Genomic DNA, 20,093 nt, shown 5'->3' with positions numbered 1-20,093 from the left:
TAATGACAGAACAAAAAACGTGTGCGTGGGCGATGAATCACCCATTAGAGCGCGAATATCATGATTCCGAATGGGGCGTGCCAGTATATGACGACCAAGTCCTGTTTGAATTTATTACGTTGGAAGGTGCGCAAGCTGGCCTTAGTTGGATCACCATCCTTAAAAAGCGCGAAGGTTACAGAGAAGCGTTCGAGAATTACGATCTAGATGCGTTGGAACAAAGAAATGAAGAACGCGCTGAATACATCGTGGAAAACTTCGATGTTGTGAGACATCGCGGAAAGATTAACTCGGTATTCAGTAATGCCAAAGCGGCCAAAGCGTTAATTGCTGAATACGGGAGTTTATCAGACGCGTTGTGGCAGTTCGTGGATGGCGAACCAATCGTCAATCAATGGCAACATATGAGTGACGTACCAGCTTCGACAGAGCAATCCAAAGCCATGAGTAAATTCCTAAAAAAGAAAGGCTTCAAGTTTGTCGGTGAAACCATCTGTTATGCTTTCATGCAAGCCGTCGGCATGGTGGATGACCATATCGTTGGATGTCCTAAAAAGCAGAATAAGTAACGTTTGGCTATTAAGCTAATGTTGTTAGTTCTGGCTATCATGAATACGTTCCAAAGCTTCGATTCGACGCCATTGAGTGGCATCGAAGCTTTGTTTTCTTAAAGCAATGATTTCTGCCTGTTTTTCGTCTTGCCCTAGAAAATCTCTATTCAGAATATTTTGACGCTGCTTTAAGTAAGTGGCGAGTTGAGTCTCAAATGATGCTCTTTTCTCATCAAGCTTTTGCAGCCTCTGCGCTCCGGCATCTCCTACCAGAGCAACACGGGCGATGTACTTGTCTTGTGAACCAAGCTGAGAAGCTTGCTCGAGCTGCTTTGCTAATGCGTTATTGCGTTCACTTTCTCGTATGTAATCCGGTTGTTCTGATAACGCTTGATTAAGAAGGTGTGTTTGACTCTCGATATCCGATGCCTGTGTTTTAATCGTCAGCTTTTCTAAAGCAAGTTGGCGAAGTCGGTTTTCTTCGTCAAACAATAGGGTTATCTGCGCCTCGCTAAAGTATTGAAGCTGTAAGTTCAGTATTGCTTCATTCAGCATGGTTAACTGTTCAAGCGTTAGGTGATTGTGCTCAAAAGGCTCTAATGCAGAGAGTGCTTGCTTGTAGGAAAGGTAGGTTTGAAAAAGTTTGGCATCAATATTCAGAGTTTGCTTTGCTAAAGTGTCATCATTGACTTCCGCTTTGATCGTATCGAGATCTTCTTCGCCCAGCCGGCTAAGAGAATATTCGAAGAAATCTTTTGGAGAAGAGACATCGGTGGCTATATCTTGCTGAGATTGCGAATGGTTAGAGGTTATCTCTTGTTGTTTGTCGCTTTGCAACAGAGAAAGCGCTCCCACGCCAAATATCGAGAGCAGGATAAAAGTGGTGAGAGCGACTTTCTTCATTGTGATGACCTCTTATAAACCTTGAAGTTTGAGACGATTTGCATGTTGGCGATAAAGCGTGACTGGATCGGTTTCAAAAAGATGATGAATACCGAGTAGACCGTTAATTTCATCCAAATGGTTCATTTGATAATCATCACGTATGACTTTGCCCAAATGTGTGCTGCACGCACCAACTAAGCCATCATTTGGCCCATCAAAGGCTAAGCCAAGTACCATCATGGCAGCGTCGGTCGGATCGAAAACGTTTGTAAAAGTGGATGATCCGGTCCATGAGTAGTAATAAACGCCATTTGAAGCCAGCAAGTCACCATTACCACATTCACTGGTAGGGACTCCCTCCGGGTAGTGTTGGTTAAACGCTAATGATCCTTCCGTGGTTAATGCTGCTAGTGAGGCTAAAGGGTCTTGGTCGAGATCAGAACCACCTGATAGAAGATTAATAAGAGTAGTTAAGCCTTGCGCCAGTTTTACCGCGAGCTGCTCACTACCCGAACCCTCAGATACGGTGCCACGAACTAAATCTGCCACTTTAGACCCTTTATTAACGCCTCCTATACTCGTAACTGATGCGACTAGGTCAGGACGGACAGAGGCAACATAGCGCGTTGTTGGACCACCATGACTGTGACCAATGAGATTGACTTTCTCTGCGCCTGTTGCTGCAAGTAAGGTTTCGACTTGAGCAAGCAGTTGCTCCCCTCGAACTTCGCTGCTATTGGTCGCGGATACCTGTGCTACATAAACTTTAGCGCCGTCTTTCGTTAAGGAATGTGGTATTCCGAAAAAGTAATCTACGCCTGCGAGGGTATCAAAACCAAATAATCCATGAACCAGAACAATCGGATACTTGGTTTGGGTATAACCCGTTGCGGCGTGTACGGAGGTTATTGGGACGGTAATTAAGGTAAAAAGCATTAGCGCTATAAATTTGAGTTTCAAAACTATCTCCTTGTGGTATGACCTCTTATGAATGATAAAAAGTAGGAGAGAAACTCTAAATTTGGAAAGCCTATTTGTGGCACATTATTTCATTCTGTGACTGCTTAATTGAAAAACAACACAAATGATTAACATTAATTAATAGTTCTGGTGAATGTTAGTTAATTCTAATTAAGTCAGGGGGTTATAAAAACGCCCCGCAATGCAGGGCGATTCAATCATTGTTATAGGGAGACTTCTTTTTCAAGCATTAAGGCATTATAACGCGCAAAACCAGCCTCTAAATCAGCGATCAAGTCATTTACGTCTTCTAAGCCAATATGAATACGAACCAAAGTACCTTCAAAGTGTGGGTGAGCTACGGTTCTCAGGCTGTTAAAGCTCTTAGGTTCGTTAGCTAGAATGAGGCTTTCATAACCGCCCCAAGAGTAACCCATACTGAAGTGTTTCATACCATCAAGCAGAGCCGTCGTCGCTTTTGGATAAGACGTTTTGAGAACAAATGAAAACAAGCCGTTTCCACCTGTGAAGTCTCGTTTGAAAAACTCATGGCCAGGATTTGTTTCTAAAGCGGGATGGCGGACATGATCAACTTCTGGGCGAGAAGCGAGCCACTGAGCGACTTTTAAACTGCTTTCTGCGTGCTGTCTTAGGCGAACATCCAACGTGCGAATACCTCGAAGACCTAGGTATGCGTCGTCAGGAGAAACGCACTGACCCATCAGGTAGCTTTGTTCACGAAGCTGATCCCAATACTTTTCAGAAGCCACAGCAGTACCTAGCATGACATCTGAATGTCCAACAATATACTTAGTTGCCGCTTGAATGGAAATGTCTACGCAATGCTCGAAAGGAGAGAAGTTCACGCCTGCTCCCCATGTGTTGTCTAGCATCACGATGATATCTTGCTCGTGGGCAATGCGCGCTAATGTAGGCACATCTTGGACTTCCATGGTTATTGAACCAGGAGACTCCAAGAAAAGGACTTTGGTATTCGGCTGAATCAAGTCTCGGATACCTTCACCGATCATTGGGTCATAATAGGTGGTTTCGATGCCCATTTTCTTCATTATGGTGTTACAAAAGTCACGAGTTGGTTCGTAACAAGTGTCCACCATTAGAATGTGATCGCCAGTTTCAACGAAAGAGAGGATGGCGTTTGAAATTGCTGCCGTTCCACAAGGGTAAAGCGCGCAACCAGCTCCACCTTCAATCTCAACCATTGCGTCTTGGAAAGCAAAGTGCGTGTTGGTGCCTCGGCGACCATAAAACAATGTTTTGTTTGCACGATTAATGGTGGCTTGGTTCTTTTCTGCAACGGTATTGAATACCACGGTTGAAGCGCGTTGAACGGGTGGGTTTACAACACCATTTGTCCACTTTTTATCGCGGCCAGCGGTAATGAGTTTGGTTTTTTTTCCCTCTGACATAAAAGTTCCCTGTCTTAAATATTGCGGTTTTGAATATTTAAAACATGGACGACGTAGGTTATGCAAGGGAAAAGTCAACTATCAGCCAATAACAGCCAAGATGAACAGGTAATGATGTCGAGAGGTATCGTGTAGATAGGGAGCTAAAAGAACAAACCTCCAGCAGGATGCATGTAGCGCTGGAGGTTTTTTAGCCTGTGTATTTGAGGTATTAGAGGAGTGGGTTGAAGAGATAGAACACTCGCTCTAAGAACCGAGAAAATAGGCTCCTTTTCTCCCATTCTTCCAATACAACAGTGTGAGATTGCTTAATATAGCTATCTTGTAACCAAGACATTTGCTTGGTGAACTCTTCGTCATCAACGGCGAGGGTCACTTCGAAGTTCAGCCACAAGCTGCGCATATCCATGTTTACGGTGCCAACTAAACAGAATTGGTCGTCAATTACGACAGATTTTGTATGCAGCAAACCACCATAAAACTCATAAATCTTGACCCCTGCACTCAAGAGCTCACTATAAAAAGCGCGTGAAGCCCATTGCACCATCATAGAGTCATTTTTATGGGGAATAATGAGTTCAACGTTAATGCCTCGTTGTGCTGTCATCTTTAACGTTTCGAGTAAATCAGCATTGGGCACGAAATATGGTGTTGTGATTCGTACCGAGCGATTGGCTTGGTTTATTGCCAATGTTAATACTTGATAGATCAGATATTCCGGCATACCTGGGCCAGAAGGCACAACCTGAATAGGGTGTTGGAATTCACTCTCATCGATCTTGCATTCAGGTAGTCTTGGTAAATGACGTTCGCCAGTTTCGACTTCCCAATCCCAACAGTGGATGGCACTCAATACGTTTACCGTTGGTCCTGTAATGCGAACCATGATATCCACCCAATGCCCAACGCCACTATTTTGCTTGAAGTAAGCCGGGTCAACCAAGTTCATTGAACCTGTATAAGCAATTTCATCATCAATTACGATGATCTTGCGATGTTGGCGAAGATCAAGACGACGTAAGAAAATACGCCACATCTTCACTTCTAGCGCTTGAATAACTTCAATTCCAGCATCCTGCATCATTCGATACCAAGGACTTCTGAAAAAACGTGGACTACCTGCTGAATCGAGCAATAGTTTGACATCTACGCCGCGTTTAGCCGCTTGAATAAGCGCAGAAGCGACAGAGTCAGCCAAACCACCCGGATGCCAAATGTAGAATACCATTCGAATACTGCTCTGCGCGTTTTCGATGTCTTCAATAATGGAATACAAAATCTCATTAGGTGACTGTTGCAGCGACAATGTATTACCGCTCAATGCGGGAAGACCAAGGCGGTTGTTACAAAGTTCATCAATTCGGTAGATGTGCCTTCCCATCGTTTCTGGGTTGTGCGCGTTACAGTCGTTAAGCTGACTGAACCACTTCTCGAATGGTGTAAACATCTCTTTCGCACGTTCGGCTCGCTTTCTGCCTAAGTTCAGTTCACCGAAGAGGAAATAACATGCGACACCCAGAACGGGAAGGATATAAATGATCATTAGCCAAGCTAAAGACACGCTCACTGCACGGCGCTTTAAAACGACACGAATGGTCACACCTGCGACCAGTAACCAATATAGCCCGATGCCAGCTAAAGTAAGAAAGTGATAAAACTTGTCCATATACGCTCAGAGTAATATGCCCTTCTAGGATATTAAGCATAAAAGTGGGTTGGGGGAATAGATTTCCCATTTAGACGTGGGATTGACCTTATATGAGGAACGAATTTCATAACAGCTGATTCTGTTATTTTAATGTGAAAAATAAGGTCATTCTTTAACTTTTGAACAAAAAAGCAGCATTTAACCTGCGTAACTCGACACTTGTGCGATAAATGTACTTTTTTGGGGTTCCAATTTTAAAGGGGAGCTGCTTTACTTTCTAGATATAGTGCGTCGAACGCTTATTTTATAAGTGTACAATAATTTTTACATAAACTTTTTAGACGCCTATCTCTATGCATACACAACAAACTAATTTTGGAGAAAAAGCGTGGCTACAACTAATACAGCAGCACCACGTGATACGTGGGGGTCTAAACTAGGCTTCGTAATGGCAGCAGCGGGTTCCGCTGTCGGTTTAGGCAATATATGGAAATTCCCTTACACAGCAGGTGAGAGTGGCGGCGGTGCATTCGTTGCTATCTATCTTATCTTTGTAATTTTTATCGGCTTTAGCGTGATGCTGACAGAGTTCGCTATTGGTCGTAAGACAGGTCTTTCTGCCGTAGGTGCATTCAAAACAACTGACCGACGCTGGACGTTCACTGGCGTTATGGGAGTTTTCAGTGGTCTTTTGATCATGGGCTTCTACCCTGTGGTTGGTGGTTGGGCATTGGCCTACATCTTTAAAGTGGGTGGTGGTCTACTCAGCGCGCCAGAAGCAATTGGCGACAGTTTTGGCGGTTTCATCTCAGATCCGATTCAACCTTTAATGTGGATGGGTGTTTACCTGTTCCTTAACGTCATGATCGTGATGAAAGGGATTTCGGGTGGTATTGAGAAAGCCGGTAAGGTTCTGATGCCGCTTCTGTTCTTAATCCTAATCGTTGTTTCTGTTAAGGGCTTAATGCTGCCAGGTGCAATGGCTGGCCTTGAGTTCTTATTCATGCCGGACTTTTCTAAAGTCGACAGCAACGTGGTTCTTGCTGCACTAGGACAGGCGTTCTTCTCACTTAGCTTAGGTATGGGTTGTATGATGACGTACGGTTCTTACCTGAAGAAGAAAGAGAATCTAGTTCAAACAACCGGTATGGTTACAGCGATGGATACTGGTGTCGCGATTCTTGCTGGTGTTGCTATGTTCCCAGCAATGTTTGCCTTTGGCATGGAGCCTGCAGCAGGCCCTGGTCTTGTATTCGTTGTCGTTCCTCAGCTATTTGCTGAAATGGGCGGAGTGATTGGGTTGCTATTCGCGTTGCTATTTTTCATCGGTTTGACGGTGGCGGCATTAACTTCTTCAGTATCACTATTGGAAGTTGTCGTGTCTTACCTAATCGACGAGAAAGGCATGAAGCGCTCTAACGCAGTTCTGTCTGCAAGCGCAGTTATGGCGGCATTATGTATTTTTGCGTCACTATCGTTAGGTGGAATGGGACCAACGCTGTTTGGTACCGGTGCCTTTGATATCTTCGACTTGCTAACGGACAAAATCTTCCTAGCGGTTGGTGGTATGTTGGTTTGTATCTTTGCTGGATGGCGCCTAAGCCGTGCTGAGCTAGAAAAAGAGATCACTAATGACGGCGAAGTATCCTTCCCGCTATTTGGATTGTGGTACAACCTAGTTAAATACCTGATTCCTGTTGCGATTGCTATTGTTGCCTTCATGGGGATTAAGTCTGGCTTTGATAGTGGTAAAGGTGAAATCATGCTGCTGGGTATCGCAATCATTGGTCTTGCTGGTATTTTCTCTAGAAAGCTCTAGCTCAGGCCTTAGGGCAAGCCTCGATAGCTTTGTCCGATAACTTATGTATACTGCTGGCTCCAAACGTGGAGCCAGTTTTTTTATGTTCGATATTCTACATACCCATCCCGATTTTCTGATCATCAATAAGCATCCCAACGTCTCTGTTCATAAAGACGATGGCGACACAATGCTGCTGCAAGAAGTGGCTAAGCAGAGTGGTGATGAGCAGCTTTATCTTATCCATCGCTTGGATAAAATGACATCGGGTATTCTGCTCCTCGGACGCAACGCCAAAGCGGCTAGTGCGTTATCGCAAGCTTTTGCTGACCGCCAAGTGGAAAAGTTCTATCTGGCGATTGGCTCTAAAAAGCCGAAAAAGAAACAAGGTTTGGTCGTTGGTGATATGGAGCGTTCGCGCCGTTCATCATGGAAGCTGGTCAACAGCAAAAATAACCCAGCCGTCACCCAGTTTTTCTCTCTTGCGGCAGAGCCCGGAGAGCGCCTATTTTTATGTAGGCCACACACTGGTAAAACGCATCAAATCCGCGTGGCATTAAAATCGGTTGGCTCAGGTATTGTTGGCGACCCGATTTACAATGCAGGCAATGAGGCTGATCGCGGTTATCTGCATGCATTTTCACTTTGCTTCCAATACCGAGATGAGCAATATCGCTTTGTTTGCGACCCACGAGAATACCAAGTGCTGGGTAACAAATGGCTCAGTGAAATAGTCTCTCAGGGTTTGGATACTTGGCTTTCCCCTTGGGAACTGAACTGGCCTACGATCAAATAACCGTCACAAAGAAAACTAATAAGAGAACTCGATGCAAGCATCACAACTTCCGCTGTTTTTTCAGCATCTAGAAACCGAGCTCGCGCAAGCTCCGAACGAAATTCGTCGACTGTTTCATGGTCGTGGCCGTCGTTTTGAGGGCTTAGAGCAAATTACCTGTGATTGGTTACAAGGTCAGTTGATCATCAACTTGTTTAAAGAAGTCGACGACGCGTTTCTCGCTGAGCTGAAAAGCGGCCTCAATGCGTTGGCACTATCACCACTGTGGGCAGACAAGCAAGGTCGTACTATGGTTCTTCAGCACCGTTATGCCGATGGTGCGCCTTCAGAAGTGCTTGTCGGTGAATTAGACGCTCGCCCTGTCGTTGAAGAAAGCGGTTTGAAATACCAATTGGATATTGGCCGCAACCAAAACTTCGGTCTGTTTTTGGACATGCGCTACGGTCGTGATTGGGTACGCGAAAATGCGAAGCATAAAAACGTGCTTAACTTGTTTGCTTACACGTGTGGCTTTTCTGTCGCTGCCATTGCGGGGGGCGCAGATAAAGTGGTTAACGTCGATATGGCGAAAGCATCGCTGTCTAAAGGTCGTGAGAACCACAAGCTAAATGGTCATAACATCAACCAGGTAAGCTTTATGGGGCACGATATCTTTAAATCGTGGGGTAAGATTAAAAAATCTGGTCAGTATGATTTGATCATTATCGATCCGCCTTCATTCCAGAAAGGCAGCTTTGCGCTTACGAAAGACTACAAAAAGATTCTACGTCGATTGCCGGATTTGTTGGCAGAAGGCGGTCAAGTGATGGCATGTGTGAACTCACCATCTGTGACAAGCGACTTCTTGATTGAAAGCATGAAAGAAGAAGCGCCAGAGTTGACATTCCGTGAGCGTCTGGATAACCCACCAGAGTTTATGGACGTAGACAGCGAAGCAGCATTGAAAGTGTTGCTGTTTAGCGAGAAGCAATGACGACGAAACGAAAGTTGTACCTATCTATAATACCAGCCGTTTGAGTACGGCTGGCATTTCCACGATACCCCGTTAATCTGAATAGCGAGACGCAAGTGTGATTCAGAGTCTATTATCAGAGTGAGTTCTTCCTAACACGCTGATATTAGATTCCTGACCTCGCCTAGGCTCGTCGGAATGACGGGAAACAATAAAAGATCGATACCAGCAGCATTAACCGATCTGCACTTCAAGATCCGCTTCGATGGTTGATGAGCAGGCGAGCACATAGCCTTGTTCAATTTCTTCTGGCGTCAATGTTTCTAGGCTGGTGGAAGAGACGTTGCCTTTACGAACCTTGCATTTACACGAGCCACAAATCCCGCTTCGACAAGCGACGATTAATGGTAAACCTGCGCCTTCGAGCACATCGGCCAGTACCTGACCTTTTTGCGCATCGATGCTTTGAGCAAAATCAGGAACAGAAACGTTAACCGTCTCATCGGAGACCGATGTTTCTGCGCCAGTCGCTGGCGTAAAACTCTCTTGGTAGAAGTTCGTCATGTCAAAACCAAGATCATTCAAATAGCCGTGAACATCTTGCATAAACTGGCTTGGACCACACAGGTAAACGGTGCATTGCTTGAAATCAGGAACAAGCTCTTTAATCCAGTCGGCATTCAAACGACCTTGTGGGTGTGACGTTCCTTCGCGGTTTTTCAGCAACAGCTTTAAATGGAAGTTGGGATATACGGCGTCTAACGTTTCTAGCTGATCGTAGTAAATCGTCTCTTCTGGGCTGCGTGCGATATGAAGAAATGCGATGTCCACATCGTTGTCGTTTTCATCTTGATTACTCAGCCAGTGTTTTGCCATCGAAAATACGGGCGTGACGCCGCAACCTGCACTGATAAGCAAGGCTTTTGTTTCGCCATCACGTAACACGGGTGGATAGTCGATGCAGTTAAATTCGCCTGCTGGTGGTAATGCTTGAACGGTATCACCGAGCAGCAGCGAGTCAACGATGTAGTTCGATACTTTACCGCCAGATACTCGTTTGATGGTGAGTTGAAGGTGATCGTCTTCATTGATAGAGCTGATTGAATAGGCACGAAACTCCATTTTTCCATCAATTTCCACGCCTAAGTTAATAAACTGGCCAGGCTTAAACTGAAACAGAAGTGACTCGGTTAGTTCAGCCAATTTGATGCTGACGGTGTCGTGTGTTTCGAAGTATTTGTCGATGCAACGGAGTGTGACGGGTTGGTTACCTTGCCATTCAAAAAACATAACAATCTCTTTGGTTGTGGCTATTTTGGGTTCGAAATAGATAGCGCCTCCACGTAAGGAGGCGCGAACAAGCAAGTTTATTAAGCTGCTAGGATGGCTTTTAGATCATCCTGAACATTGCCAATACTGCGCATATCGAACTTCTCTTGGATGATGGCGATTAGGTTTGGCGTTAGGAATGCCGGTGCAGTAGGGCCTGTGTAAATGCCTTTCACGCCCAATGCAAATAGCGTTAGCAAGATAACGATCGCTTTTTGCTCGAACCAAGAAAGCACAAGCGTGAGTGGTAGTTCATTGATATCACAGTCAAACTCTTTCGCCAGTGCAAGTGCAAGCTGGATTGCAGAGTAAGCATCGTTACATTGGCCCACATCCAATAGGCGAGGGATGCCGTTGATATCTCCGAACGTATTCTTGTTGAAGCGGAACTTACCACACGCCAAGGTCAGGATTAGCGTGTCTTCTGGCGCTTCAGCCGTAAAATCGGTGTAGTAGCTGCGTTCCGCTTTATCACCATCACAACCGCCGACTAGGAAGAAGTGTTTGATGTTGCCTTGCTTCACTTGGTCGATAACCGCAGGGGCGGCGTTCATCAGTGCATTGCGACCAAAACCAACCGTGATGTGGTGTTCGATTTCATCGTGTTGGAAACCGTCTTGCGCTAGAGCACATTCAATCACTTGGCTAAAATCATCGCCTTCGATGTGAGCCACACCAGGCCAGCCAACAATACTACGAGTGAATAAACGGTCTGCGTATTGACCCACATTTGGATTCAACAAGCAGTTTGACGTCATTACGATTGCACCAGGGAAGTTTGCGAATTCTTTCTGTTGGTTTTGCCATGCGCTGCCGTAGTTGCCGACAAGATGAGGATATTTCTTCAGCTCAGGGTAGCCGTGTGCAGGCAGCATTTCACCGTTGGTATAAACGTTAATGCCCTTGCCTTCGGTCTGTTGCAGGATTTTTTCTAGGTCATGCAAATCATGGCCAGAAACAAGAATACATTTGCCTTTTACTGGCTTGACGTTCACCGTGGTTGGTTCTGGATGGCCGAAGGTCGTTGTTTCACCTTGGTCGAGCATTTCCATCACTTTGTAGTTCATCAGGCCGATGCGCATTGAGCAATCAAGTAGTTCGCCAAGATCTTCAGGGTCTGTGCCCAACCACGCCATGATTTCATGGTATTCGGCATAGATATCGTTGTTGGTTTGCTCAAGAACACGTGCGTGCTCCATGTACGCGGCTGCACCCTTAAGGCCGTATAGGCAAAGTAGGCGTAGGCCAATCACATCTTCATGTACTTGGTCCTTACCACGGTTAACCGCGACTTGAGGAGCAAAAGCTAAGATTGCTTCTGCGCTATTTGGTAGCTCAAAGTGAGCAACAACAGGGATGTCAGCAACTTCGGTATCGGCGAGTGTTGCAGCAGACATTACTTGCTCTTTTAGCAATGCTTTGTACGTTGCCGCTTGAGAAGTTAGCTCTAGGACACGTTCAGGGTCAAAGTTTACGTTCGTCAATGTAGAGAAAAATGCCTTTGGTGCCCATTGGTTGATTTCATCGTTAATGATGTTGAATTCAAGTGCTTTTGATGCCCAAAAAGAAACCCCTTGCAGTGTGTAAACCAACACGTCTTGAAGGTCAGATACTTCAGAAGTTTTACCACACATACCTTGTGCAAAAGAACAACCTTTAACAGCAGGGGTTTGAATTGTCTGTTCACATTGAATACAGAACATATTGGGTTCTCCAGTGATTGTTTTAATAGTCGTGATGTTGACCACTAGAGAGCAGAATGCGTGCCAATTATTATCTTGTTGATTTGTATTGAATTTTATCAGATTTAGGAGAGTGGTTGATGTGATTAAGACAACGCAGCTGATGTCTTAATCACATCGGCTTCTTGTGGTCGGTTATTTATTGATCCCGAGCTTTTTACCCATCCGATATAAGTTCCCTCGATCTATTTGTAAAAACTCCGCTGCTTTTGCCCAAACGCCACCAGTTTGGCTCAAAGCATGTTCAATTAAATCACGTTGATAGCTTTCTATTAGCTCTCGCATTGGTTGGCTTTCTTTAGGCAGATAATGCGATGTGTTTTTTACATCATCGAGAGCCAATGAGGTGTCGAAATGGTTAAGCATGATCGTGCTTGCACCTTGTTGAATGGCGTGCAAAGCCGCGCGAGTTAAAGTGTGTTCGAGCTCGCGTACGTTTCCGTACCAAGGTAAAGACTCCAGTTGAGTCAACACTTTAGGGTGAACGTGCAGATTGGGTGCATTGAATTGTTGGCGTACTTTTTCCAACAAATATCCTGCTAAAACGGGAATATCCCCGTCACGGGCACGCAGTGGGGGGACTTGGATTGGGAACACGTTCAAACGGTGGAAAAGGTCTGCTCGAAACGTGCCAGCTTCGACCTCTTTTTCTAGTTGTCGATTGGTCGCTGCGATGATGCGCACATTGACCATCAAATGCTGATCGCTACCTACACGTTGCAGCTCGCCTTGCTGAATTACGCGCAGCAATTTTGCTTGCAAAATCAAAGGCAGTTCGCCCACTTCATCAAGGAAAATCGTTCCACCGTCTGCCAGTTCAAACTTACCGGCACGGTGGCTATTAGCACCTGTAAATGCGCCTTTGACATGGCCAAACAGTTCACTTTCAGCCAGACCTTCAGGCAGGGCCGCACAGTTTACGTAAATCATCGGCTTATCGCTACGATGAGATTGCGCGTGCACCGAGTGCGCGACCAGTTCTTTACCAGTACCGGTCTCTCCTGTGATAAGTACCGCGTAATCTGATTGAGAAACGGTCGCAATGTTGTTTCGTAACTGGTTGATCTGCGGACTCAAACCCACCATTTCGCCATGTTGAGAACGGGCTTGCTGGATAAGGGTTTGAGTGACGCTTTTTTGCTTCTGGTTTTGTGCTTTGAGTGCTTTTAATTGCGCAATGTTACGCAATGTCGCAGCGGTCAAAGCCGCAAAGGTTTCAATAGCGACAGGATCAATGTCATCAAACGCGTCCACCGTTAGAGCATCCATAGTTAGTGCGCCAACAAGTTGTCCTTCCACATACAAGCTAAAGCCCATGCAATCATGAACATCAATGCACTGGTCTTCGGTTAATAGTGTGCCGTCGAAAGGATCCGGCAGTGAACAATCGGCATCGAAACGCACCGGTTCACGGCTATGAATAATGGCATCTAAGCGAGGATGCGCCTTGGGGAAATAGCGACGACCTAAGACCGAGCTGGATAAGCCTTTTACCGCGACAGGAGTTAGAAACCCATCCTCATCGAAGATAAACAGGCAGCTCGCATCACATGGGAATACTTGCGCGACCCCATCAATGAGATTTTGATATTGCTGCTCGTGAGAGCGATTTGAGCTGAGGTTTAGCGCGATATTAAGGAATACGTGGTCAACAGTCGGAGTCATAACAAGCCTAAAGTTATCTGGAATGGGCTCATGCTAGCAACTTGATGTCATTTGAACATCGAAAGGTGTGGGAGATTGATGTTCCATTGACGACGATCAAGTTTGATACGAAAAGAAACGCGCAAGTTAACAAGCCAGTGATGTAAGCTTGCGCGGATTAGGTGTTTGAATTAAAGCAGGCCAAAGGTTTTGTTTGTCCGAGTTAACGAGGAACGACTCTAGCGTCATTACCAGAAACATTGATTTGGACCGCTTGGCCTGGTTGGAAAATCATGTTTGGATTTGCTTCTTGAACAATAGAGATAATCTTTCCGTCCTCTAAACGAATGGTCAGATTCACGCCATTTCTTTTCGCGGTTGCTTCAGCCGCTTTGCTGCCTGCATAGCCACCCAATAGACCACCACCAATGGCAGCGATATCCGAGCCAGAACCGCCCCCAACTTTTGAGCCTAAGATCCCGCCCACGGCAGCACCAGCGATGGTGCCAATGGCATTGGATTGGGTAGAGGCATCAATGGTTACGGGTTCTACTTTTTCAACTGTGCCGTAGTAAACCTGCTGAACTTTGCGAGTGTCGGATGAGCCGTATGCATCTCCGTACGGGTTAGGTGAGCTACAGCCGCCAAGCACGAGCGCACAAGTAATGGTGAGCAACATGCCTAAATTGATCTGTTTTTTCATATAGCCTCCGAATGGTTTCTTCATTCAAAGAGTATATACCCCAATTTAACCTGCGTTTTGGTGCTTTATAAAACAGTGGCTTAGCGGCCTATCCCTTAAGAAAACGCGATTGTCTAAGCAGTATTAATGATCGTTAAGCGTATGAAACCCTGAATAAATACGTGTAAAAGTGGTAAACCAGCATGCCGCGCCAAAGATATACGCGATGACGGCAAAGTGTTGCGGTAGCAAACAAAATAAAACCAAACAGCCAATGGTTTCTGTACCTTCGGTTAAGCCGCTCATGTAGTAAAGCGATTTGTTTTTATATACCGGATTATCGATGCCTTGTTTTCCTGCCATGATGGCAAAAGCCAAAAAGCTACTACCAGTGCCGATGAAGGAAAAAATCAAAAATGCGCCTGCAACGGCATTGTGCTCTGGGTTGGCAAGCACAAAGCCAAAAGGAATCAACGAATAGAACAAAAAATCTAAGCTGATATCAAGAAAACCACCCGCATCGGTAATGCCTTGAATCCTTGCCAGTGCACCGTCTAACCCATCACAGATTCTGTTCAGCAAAATAAACAGCAACGCCAACAAGTACTGTTCGGTGATCAAAGCCGGCAGGGCAAAACAGCCAAGTACAAAACCAAACACTGTCGTCTGATTTGCAGTGATACCACATTTATCGATATATGTCGCACTGAGTGCCAGCGGTTTGCGGATGAGCTTTATACTCAGGCTATCAAGCATGATTTGTCTCCCACGGCCAGTTTAGGCAGCGGCTGCCATCAGGAATATCGTCTTCATCGTGCGTTACCATCAAAGTAGGGATGTTCGCTTGCTGCAATTGTTCGACCACCCAATTGCGAAATTGCACGCGCAGGTCTTTATCCAGCTTGCTATAGGGCTCATCAAGTAGCGCAACTTTTGGCTTTGCTAGCAGCATACGAGTCAATGAAATACGGGCACGTTGCCCTCCCGAAATTTGGTCAGGAAAGGACTCTGCTAGTTTGGTCAATGAAATGTTCTTCAGTGCTTGCATAGCGTGAGCTTTACGCTCTTCACCTTTGATTGAGTTTGGTAGCGCGAAGGCAAGGTTCTCCCACACCGTTAAATGAGGGAAGAGCAAATCTTCTTGGAATAGAATACCGACCTGACGCTTATGGGCAGGGAGGGCATCCAACTTTTCGTTATCAAGCGTAATGGATCCAGAGTAGTTGAACTCGGCGGATAGGTGCCCGGCAATGGCATCCAACAAAGTGGATTTACCACAACCGCTAGGCCCCATCAGGGTAACGATTTCACCTTTTTCTACGGTCATGTTGAACGCTGAAAAAAGCGCGTCGCCATTGGTTTTACGGATGGCGAGGTTTTCGAGACAAAGACTCATTCAGTAGTAAACCTTTTATAGACAAGCGGCGATACTTCCTGTGCAAGTGGCTAAGCAGTATCGCAAAAGAAAAGAACAAGAATGGCAGCAGAGCTTGCCAAATGGCGTAAATAGCGGTGACACGTCGGTCAAAACCACTGGATAGTGCAACGGCTTCGGTTGTGATGGTGCTAATGCGCCCAGCCCCTAGCACCAATGTTGGTAGGTATTGCGCCAGGCTGACACTAATACCGACAGCCCACGCGAATGCAATTGCAGGCAGGAGGATTGGCAGTTTCACTTTTAACCAAGCTTGCATCGGTGATTTACCCAAGCTGAGTGCGACGCGAGTTAAGCCGTTATCGAAGCTGCGCCACGGACCGTCTAGCGAGAGGTAAATAAATGGGAACGCAAAGAATACATGCGCCCAACATACCCAAAAGAAATACGCGTTACTGTTTAAGTACAGCGTCACTACTTGCATACCGAATAGCACGGATAGCTGAGGAATCAGCATTGGGATGGCGATGATGTAACCGGGCACCTGCCAGCGATAACGGAGACGATACTCATGTGCTATTAAAGCAAGAACTAGCGCGACAGTCGCGCTGATTAGGGCGATTGACATACTTTGTTCTAGAGTCCCTAGAATACTGTGCCATTCGTATTCCCAAAAACGCAGGCTGTAACGGCTTGGGAGCAAATCTGGAAAGCGCCAACGTTGGGCAAAGCTCCACAGCACCATGAGTGGAATCATTAGAAGTGCAAGTAGCGCTACCAGTGAAAATAGGGTTTTACCGGGTAAACGAAACCCGTTTCGACCAGAGTACTGCCAGCGTTTGAAGCCTTTGGTCGTTAACCATTCCACCAATCGAGCGAAACCAATCAAAAGACTAGCCATCACAAACAGTATTACTGCGCCAGCGGCCGCTCTTGGTAGGAGCGATAAATCTGGATCGTTAAACCATTGCCATACCAAAACCGCAAACGTCGGCGGGTTGGTAGGGCCAATAATCAGGGCGACATCGACAACGGACAAACTGTAAGCCAATACCGCCAGCATTGGGAAACGAAGTTTTGCTAACCATTGCGGAAATACGCATTTCCACCACGCTTGCGCCGAACTATAGCCCATCGAGTGACTGACTTTTTCAACCTTATCGACTTTCAATTGCTGAAGGATCGGAATACTCATCAACAATAAAAACGGCACTTCTTTAATCGCAAGCATGATGACCAAACCGAGTGCATGTGGGTCTTTAATCAACAATGCTAAGTCATTCACCGTTTGTGCATTCGGGTCGTAACCAAACAGTTGGTTGAGAACACGAACGCCCATACCAGTTGGGGCAAACAAGAACGCAAAGCCAATTGCAAACGCGACGTGCGGCATCGCGAGAAGTGGGGAAAGGCTAACTTCAATTTTTCGCCAAAACTTGCTGCCCCAAGACGCCTGTAGAATGGCAAACGTGATGAAGCAAGCCAAGTAGCTACTGAAAATGGCGGAGTAGAAAGTAAGCCCGATGGATGTCCAAACACCTTCCCAATCAAAGACGGCATTGAAGCCATCAAAAGAAAAGTGGTGTAGACCGATAGGAGGTACATAACCGAGCGCAGAGACCACCACTCCAAGTAGTCCCGGAATGGTAGGCAAAATACAAACTGCGATAATGACTAAATACAGCGCTCTTAACATGGATTCTTACTAATTCCCGTAGCGTTTCAACCATTCTTTTTCCAACGCCGCTTGCCAACTTGGATGTGGCTCAGCGATGGATTTGAATTGTTGAGTGTTTTTGGCCGAACCAGTTAGGTATTGGTTGCTTAGTACCGAAGGGTCGCCCCAGATGTTTAGGTTACCTTTGCGAGACTGTGCTTCAGGGCTCAATAAAAAGTTTATCGCAACTTGTGCACCAGCACTGGCATTTGCGTTCCAAGGAATCGCTAAAAAGTGGATATTTGAGAGTGCTCCTGCGTCCATTGCGTACGCTTTGGTGCTCTCTGCAAGATTACCGCTCGACTGCGCAGAGAAAACCGCGTTCGGGTTAAAGGTAATCGCCAGGTCAGTCTGACCATCATCTAGTAGCTGAAGGGTTTCTGCTGTACCGCCTGGAAACTGCTTACCACCGCGCCAAGCGACTTTATGGAACTCATCTAGATAAGACCACAGCGGTTGAGTGACTTGTTCAAACGTGTCATCGGTAATTGGTTGTTGCAGCTCAGGGGCGTTGTTAGACAGTTCAATGAGTAATGCTTTGATAAAGCTTGTGCCATGAAACTCTGGTGGTCGAGGGTAAGTCAGGCGATTCGGGAACGCTTTTGCATAGCTCAGCATTTCTGAGAATGATTTTGGAGGGTTATGGAGGGTTTGCTCGTCATGGATAAACACTAATTGTCCTACTCCCCAAGGTGCTTCTAGACCTTCTGTTGGCTCGGAGAAGTCCACATCAATTGGTAGAGATTTATCCACATATTGCCAGCTTGGCAAACCTTCGACAAAAGGACCAAATAGCAATTGGTTATCCTTCATTGATTTGAAGTTTTCGCCATTGATCCAAACCATATCAACACTACCACCGCTGTTTTTGCCTGCCGCTTTTTCTGCGATAAGTCGAGTAGTGGTCTCAGAAATATCAGTTACTTTAACGTGGTTTAGCGTCACGTTATAACGTGATTTTAGCTCTCTACTCGCCCACTGTATGTAGCGATTAATTTCTTGGCTCCCACCCCAAGCATGAAAGTAGACGGATTGCCCGTCGGCTTGCTGTTCGATTTTTTGCCATTCGCTATTCACTGATGAATCGGCAAAAGAAGGTGTCGCAAAAGTCGTGGCTAAAATGCCAATGCTGCTGAGTAGCTTTTTCATATCTATTCCGTGTTATGTCTTTTGGTTCTTGCTTTCGTTTCTATTGACGTTTTCGCAAGTCGTTCCGCTCTGTTACAAGGATAGTAATTCATCTCTCTCTATTATCAATGCCAATCCCAAACGGAATCACTCATTGATTCAAAGAATTACTCTCAATGTGAAGCAAAACGAATAAAGGACAAATTTGGTGTCATTTTAGGAGCGGACCGTTTGTTTGAGGATATTCTTTCAAGTAATTGAAAATTATTGTCCCCAGAGATATGAATAGGTTGTTTTACAGAGCAAAATTGATGTCTAAAGCATGGAATTGAGGGCGAAAAGAGAAAGAAAGTTGGCCATTTAAATGACTTTAGCATGCATGACTAACGATTCATCGATATAAAAAAAGCAGCCGTTTGGCTGCTTTAAGATACTATCTGGTTTACTTAGTTGGGATTAGTTTACCCAGTCACGTAGTGTAAACGTCAATTCGTGATCGGCACTTTTCAGAACAAGACCATCTTTAGTTAGCGTGATATCGCTCCAGTTAGATAGTGTTTGTGTCATTGCGTTTTCGATCTTCATTTGATCTTCCATACACATCTTCATGGTCATGCCCATTTTTTCGATGCGTAGTTGGTTGTTTTTCAGCTCGGCTTGACCGAAGAAGTTGTTACAACCTGCGTTGCCGTTTGCGGTTAGATTTTCACCGATTTCTAGGCGAGCCGCTTTTTGGTGTTCGTCTAGAACGATATTTTTGCCATCAACTTGAACAAGTTCCCAGTTGTGGTGCTGCAAATCTTGAGCCGTTATTTCTTTCACATCATCACCGTTGCTAGCACAAGCAGTCATAAGAACAGGGAGAGAGATTGCTGTAACTAACGTTTTTAGGCTAAGCTTCATTTTATAGACTCCGTTTTTATAAACGCGGTAAGTATAAGTAATAAAACACTGTTTTTGTCAGCATAAGGTTATGGTTTCGTATGTTTTTGACATAACGAAGCATATAGCAAGTTTTGTTGCTGACTAATCTTCTCATTATTTAAACTAGGCCAATACGCCCTAATATGGAAAGAGCGGTTTTAGTATGGAGCAACTGGAGTTTTTTACTGTCCCAAGCCCTTGTGTTGGAGTATGTACCTCCGATGAAAAAGGGTATTGCAAGGGGTGTATGAGAAAGAGAGAGGAAAGGTTTAATTGGCTTAACTTAACCCCCGCTCAGCAGTTGCACGTTATTAAGTTGTGTCGTCAAAGGTACAGAAGAAAGATGTTGGCAGGGAAGACGAAGCCAGAACAGCTTCAAGATGAGTCATCGCCTCAACAAGACTTATTCTAGAACTCTTGTTCAGTCTGTGGGGTTACGCCTTCGCTTTCGGTTCTGATTAGGCTTTTACATATTCCCGGTCCGGCAAGGTGTCCTTTAAGAACCGGGAATCTCCTATCCATTTTCCTTATA

18 protein-coding genes are annotated in these 20,093 nt (G+C 45.4%); 5 read left to right on the top strand and 13 right to left on the bottom strand.

The window, feature by feature from the left end; translation table 11 throughout:
• The first annotated feature begins 2 nt into the window (after window positions 1-2).
• Window positions 3-569 (top strand): DNA-3-methyladenine glycosylase I, encoded by a 567-nt coding sequence (locus R7P35_RS07005; protein ID WP_005378109.1) that lies wholly within the window; start codon window positions 3-5, stop codon window positions 567-569.
• A gap of 24 nt (window positions 570-593) precedes the next feature.
• Here the strand turns inward: R7P35_RS07005 and R7P35_RS07000 are convergent, their stop codons facing one another.
• The 4 genes from R7P35_RS07000 to cls form a co-directional block, all read right to left on the bottom strand.
• Window positions 594-1,454: a lipase secretion chaperone gene (locus tag R7P35_RS07000; protein ID WP_213872600.1), complete on the bottom strand. Its 861-nt coding sequence runs from the start codon at window positions 1,452-1,454 to the stop codon at window positions 594-596.
• A gap of 12 nt (window positions 1,455-1,466) precedes the next feature.
• Window positions 1,467-2,372, bottom strand: coding sequence for an esterase/lipase family protein (locus R7P35_RS06995; protein ID WP_017634669.1), 906 nt, complete (start codon window positions 2,370-2,372; stop codon window positions 1,467-1,469).
• 248 nt (window positions 2,373-2,620) lie between these two features.
• A complete protein-coding gene (locus R7P35_RS06990; protein ID WP_158173796.1) occupies window positions 2,621-3,826 on the bottom strand; it encodes a cystathionine beta-lyase in 1,206 nt (401 codons plus the stop codon).
• Window positions 3,827-4,037: 211 nt separating this feature from the next.
• Window positions 4,038-5,492: a cardiolipin synthase gene (gene cls / locus R7P35_RS06985; protein ID WP_213904729.1), complete on the bottom strand. Its 1,455-nt coding sequence runs from the start codon at window positions 5,490-5,492 to the stop codon at window positions 4,038-4,040.
• Between the two features lie 430 nt (window positions 5,493-5,922).
• Here cls and R7P35_RS06980 point away from each other — a divergent pair, with 430 nt between their 5' ends.
• The 3 genes from R7P35_RS06980 (at window position 5,923) to R7P35_RS06970 (ending at window position 9,041) form a co-directional block, all read left to right on the top strand.
• Complete coding sequence (locus R7P35_RS06980; protein ID WP_043884644.1) at window positions 5,923-7,293, top strand: sodium-dependent transporter; 1,371 nt, start codon at window positions 5,923-5,925, stop codon at window positions 7,291-7,293.
• An 82-nt stretch (window positions 7,294-7,375) separates the two neighbouring features.
• Window positions 7,376-8,068: a TIGR01621 family pseudouridine synthase gene (locus R7P35_RS06975; protein WP_213904728.1), complete on the top strand. Its 693-nt coding sequence runs from the start codon at window positions 7,376-7,378 to the stop codon at window positions 8,066-8,068.
• Window positions 8,069-8,099: 31 nt separating this feature from the next.
• Entirely contained in the window at window positions 8,100-9,041 is a 942-nt protein-coding gene (locus tag R7P35_RS06970; RefSeq protein ID WP_054574036.1) for a class I SAM-dependent methyltransferase, read from the top strand.
• Between the two features lie 213 nt (window positions 9,042-9,254).
• Here the strand turns inward: R7P35_RS06970 and R7P35_RS06965 are convergent, their stop codons facing one another.
• The 9 genes from R7P35_RS06965 to R7P35_RS06925 all read right to left on the bottom strand — a co-directional run bounded on the left by R7P35_RS06965 (window position 9,255) and on the right by R7P35_RS06925 (window position 19,540).
• Window positions 9,255-10,310: a hybrid-cluster NAD(P)-dependent oxidoreductase gene (locus R7P35_RS06965; RefSeq protein WP_182016154.1), complete on the bottom strand. Its 1,056-nt coding sequence runs from the start codon at window positions 10,308-10,310 to the stop codon at window positions 9,255-9,257.
• A gap of 80 nt (window positions 10,311-10,390) precedes the next feature.
• Window positions 10,391-12,052, bottom strand: a complete 1,662-nt coding sequence (gene hcp / locus R7P35_RS06960) for a hydroxylamine reductase (protein ID WP_025766858.1) — start codon at window positions 12,050-12,052, stop codon at window positions 10,391-10,393.
• Between the two features lie 174 nt (window positions 12,053-12,226).
• Window positions 12,227-13,756, bottom strand: coding sequence for a nitric oxide reductase transcriptional regulator NorR (norR, locus tag R7P35_RS06955; protein ID WP_213904727.1), 1,530 nt, complete (start codon window positions 13,754-13,756; stop codon window positions 12,227-12,229).
• A gap of 202 nt (window positions 13,757-13,958) precedes the next feature.
• Window positions 13,959-14,438, bottom strand: a complete 480-nt coding sequence (locus R7P35_RS06950) for a glycine zipper 2TM domain-containing protein (protein WP_005386695.1) — start codon at window positions 14,436-14,438, stop codon at window positions 13,959-13,961.
• Between the two features lie 123 nt (window positions 14,439-14,561).
• Window positions 14,562-15,173, bottom strand: a complete 612-nt coding sequence (locus R7P35_RS06945) for a CDP-alcohol phosphatidyltransferase family protein (protein WP_047100743.1) — start codon at window positions 15,171-15,173, stop codon at window positions 14,562-14,564.
• Window positions 15,166-15,813 carry an ATP-binding cassette domain-containing protein gene (locus R7P35_RS06940; protein ID WP_042522013.1) on the bottom strand — a complete coding sequence of 216 codons (648 nt, stop codon included), beginning with the start codon at window positions 15,811-15,813 and terminating at the stop codon, window positions 15,166-15,168. The genes R7P35_RS06945 and R7P35_RS06940 overlap by 8 nt, the downstream gene beginning before the upstream one ends.
• Window positions 15,779-17,488 (bottom strand): ABC transporter permease, encoded by a 1,710-nt coding sequence (locus R7P35_RS06935; protein ID WP_213904726.1) that lies wholly within the window; start codon window positions 17,486-17,488, stop codon window positions 15,779-15,781. Before R7P35_RS06935 ends, R7P35_RS06940 begins: the two co-directional genes overlap by 35 nt.
• A 9-nt stretch (window positions 17,489-17,497) precedes the next feature.
• The gene (locus R7P35_RS06930) at window positions 17,498-18,658 is read right to left on the bottom strand and encodes an ABC transporter substrate-binding protein (RefSeq protein WP_017820853.1); all 1,161 of its coding nucleotides are present in this window, start codon (window positions 18,656-18,658) and stop codon (window positions 17,498-17,500) included.
• A 435-nt stretch (window positions 18,659-19,093) separates the two neighbouring features.
• Window positions 19,094-19,540, bottom strand: coding sequence for an META domain-containing protein (locus R7P35_RS06925; RefSeq protein ID WP_005378077.1), 447 nt, complete (start codon window positions 19,538-19,540; stop codon window positions 19,094-19,096).
• 184 nt (window positions 19,541-19,724) lie between these two features.
• Between R7P35_RS06925 and R7P35_RS06920 the strand changes: the two genes are divergently transcribed.
• Window positions 19,725-19,973, top strand: coding sequence for a DUF1289 domain-containing protein (locus R7P35_RS06920; RefSeq protein WP_005378062.1), 249 nt, complete (start codon window positions 19,725-19,727; stop codon window positions 19,971-19,973).
• Window positions 19,974-20,093: the final 120 nt, after the last annotated feature.

The organism is Vibrio sp. Vb0304, assembly GCF_033338995.1.
Classification (GTDB): Bacteria; Pseudomonadota; Gammaproteobacteria; order Enterobacterales; family Vibrionaceae; genus Vibrio; species Vibrio alginolyticus.
This window is presented reverse-complemented; position numbering and strand designations above follow the sequence as displayed.

Coding starts and splice junctions, on each gene's coding strand:
- R7P35_RS07005 (WP_005378109.1), top strand. CDS start 3: ATGACAGAACAAAAAACGTGTGCGTGGGCGATGAATCACCCATTAGAG.
- R7P35_RS07000 (WP_213872600.1), bottom strand. CDS start 1,454: ATGAAGAAAGTCGCTCTCACCACTTTTATCCTGCTCTCGATATTTGGC.
- R7P35_RS06995 (WP_017634669.1), bottom strand. CDS start 2,372: ATGCTTTTTACCTTAATTACCGTCCCAATAACCTCCGTACACGCCGCA.
- R7P35_RS06990 (WP_158173796.1), bottom strand. CDS start 3,826: ATGTCAGAGGGAAAAAAAACCAAACTCATTACCGCTGGCCGCGATAAA.
- cls (WP_213904729.1), bottom strand. CDS start 5,492: ATGGACAAGTTTTATCACTTTCTTACTTTAGCTGGCATCGGGCTATAT.
- R7P35_RS06980 (WP_043884644.1), top strand. CDS start 5,923: ATGGCAGCAGCGGGTTCCGCTGTCGGTTTAGGCAATATATGGAAATTC.
- R7P35_RS06975 (WP_213904728.1), top strand. CDS start 7,376: ATGTTCGATATTCTACATACCCATCCCGATTTTCTGATCATCAATAAG.
- R7P35_RS06970 (WP_054574036.1), top strand. CDS start 8,100: ATGCAAGCATCACAACTTCCGCTGTTTTTTCAGCATCTAGAAACCGAG.
- R7P35_RS06965 (WP_182016154.1), bottom strand. CDS start 10,310: ATGTTTTTTGAATGGCAAGGTAACCAACCCGTCACACTCCGTTGCATC.
- hcp (WP_025766858.1), bottom strand. CDS start 12,052: ATGTTCTGTATTCAATGTGAACAGACAATTCAAACCCCTGCTGTTAAA.
- norR (WP_213904727.1), bottom strand. CDS start 13,756: ATGACTCCGACTGTTGACCACGTATTCCTTAATATCGCGCTAAACCTC.
- R7P35_RS06950 (WP_005386695.1), bottom strand. CDS start 14,438: ATGAAAAAACAGATCAATTTAGGCATGTTGCTCACCATTACTTGTGCG.
- R7P35_RS06945 (WP_047100743.1), bottom strand. CDS start 15,173: ATGCTTGATAGCCTGAGTATAAAGCTCATCCGCAAACCGCTGGCACTC.
- R7P35_RS06940 (WP_042522013.1), bottom strand. CDS start 15,813: ATGAGTCTTTGTCTCGAAAACCTCGCCATCCGTAAAACCAATGGCGAC.
- R7P35_RS06935 (WP_213904726.1), bottom strand. CDS start 17,488: ATGTTAAGAGCGCTGTATTTAGTCATTATCGCAGTTTGTATTTTGCCT.
- R7P35_RS06930 (WP_017820853.1), bottom strand. CDS start 18,658: ATGAAAAAGCTACTCAGCAGCATTGGCATTTTAGCCACGACTTTTGCG.
- R7P35_RS06925 (WP_005378077.1), bottom strand. CDS start 19,540: ATGAAGCTTAGCCTAAAAACGTTAGTTACAGCAATCTCTCTCCCTGTT.
- R7P35_RS06920 (WP_005378062.1), top strand. CDS start 19,725: ATGGAGCAACTGGAGTTTTTTACTGTCCCAAGCCCTTGTGTTGGAGTA.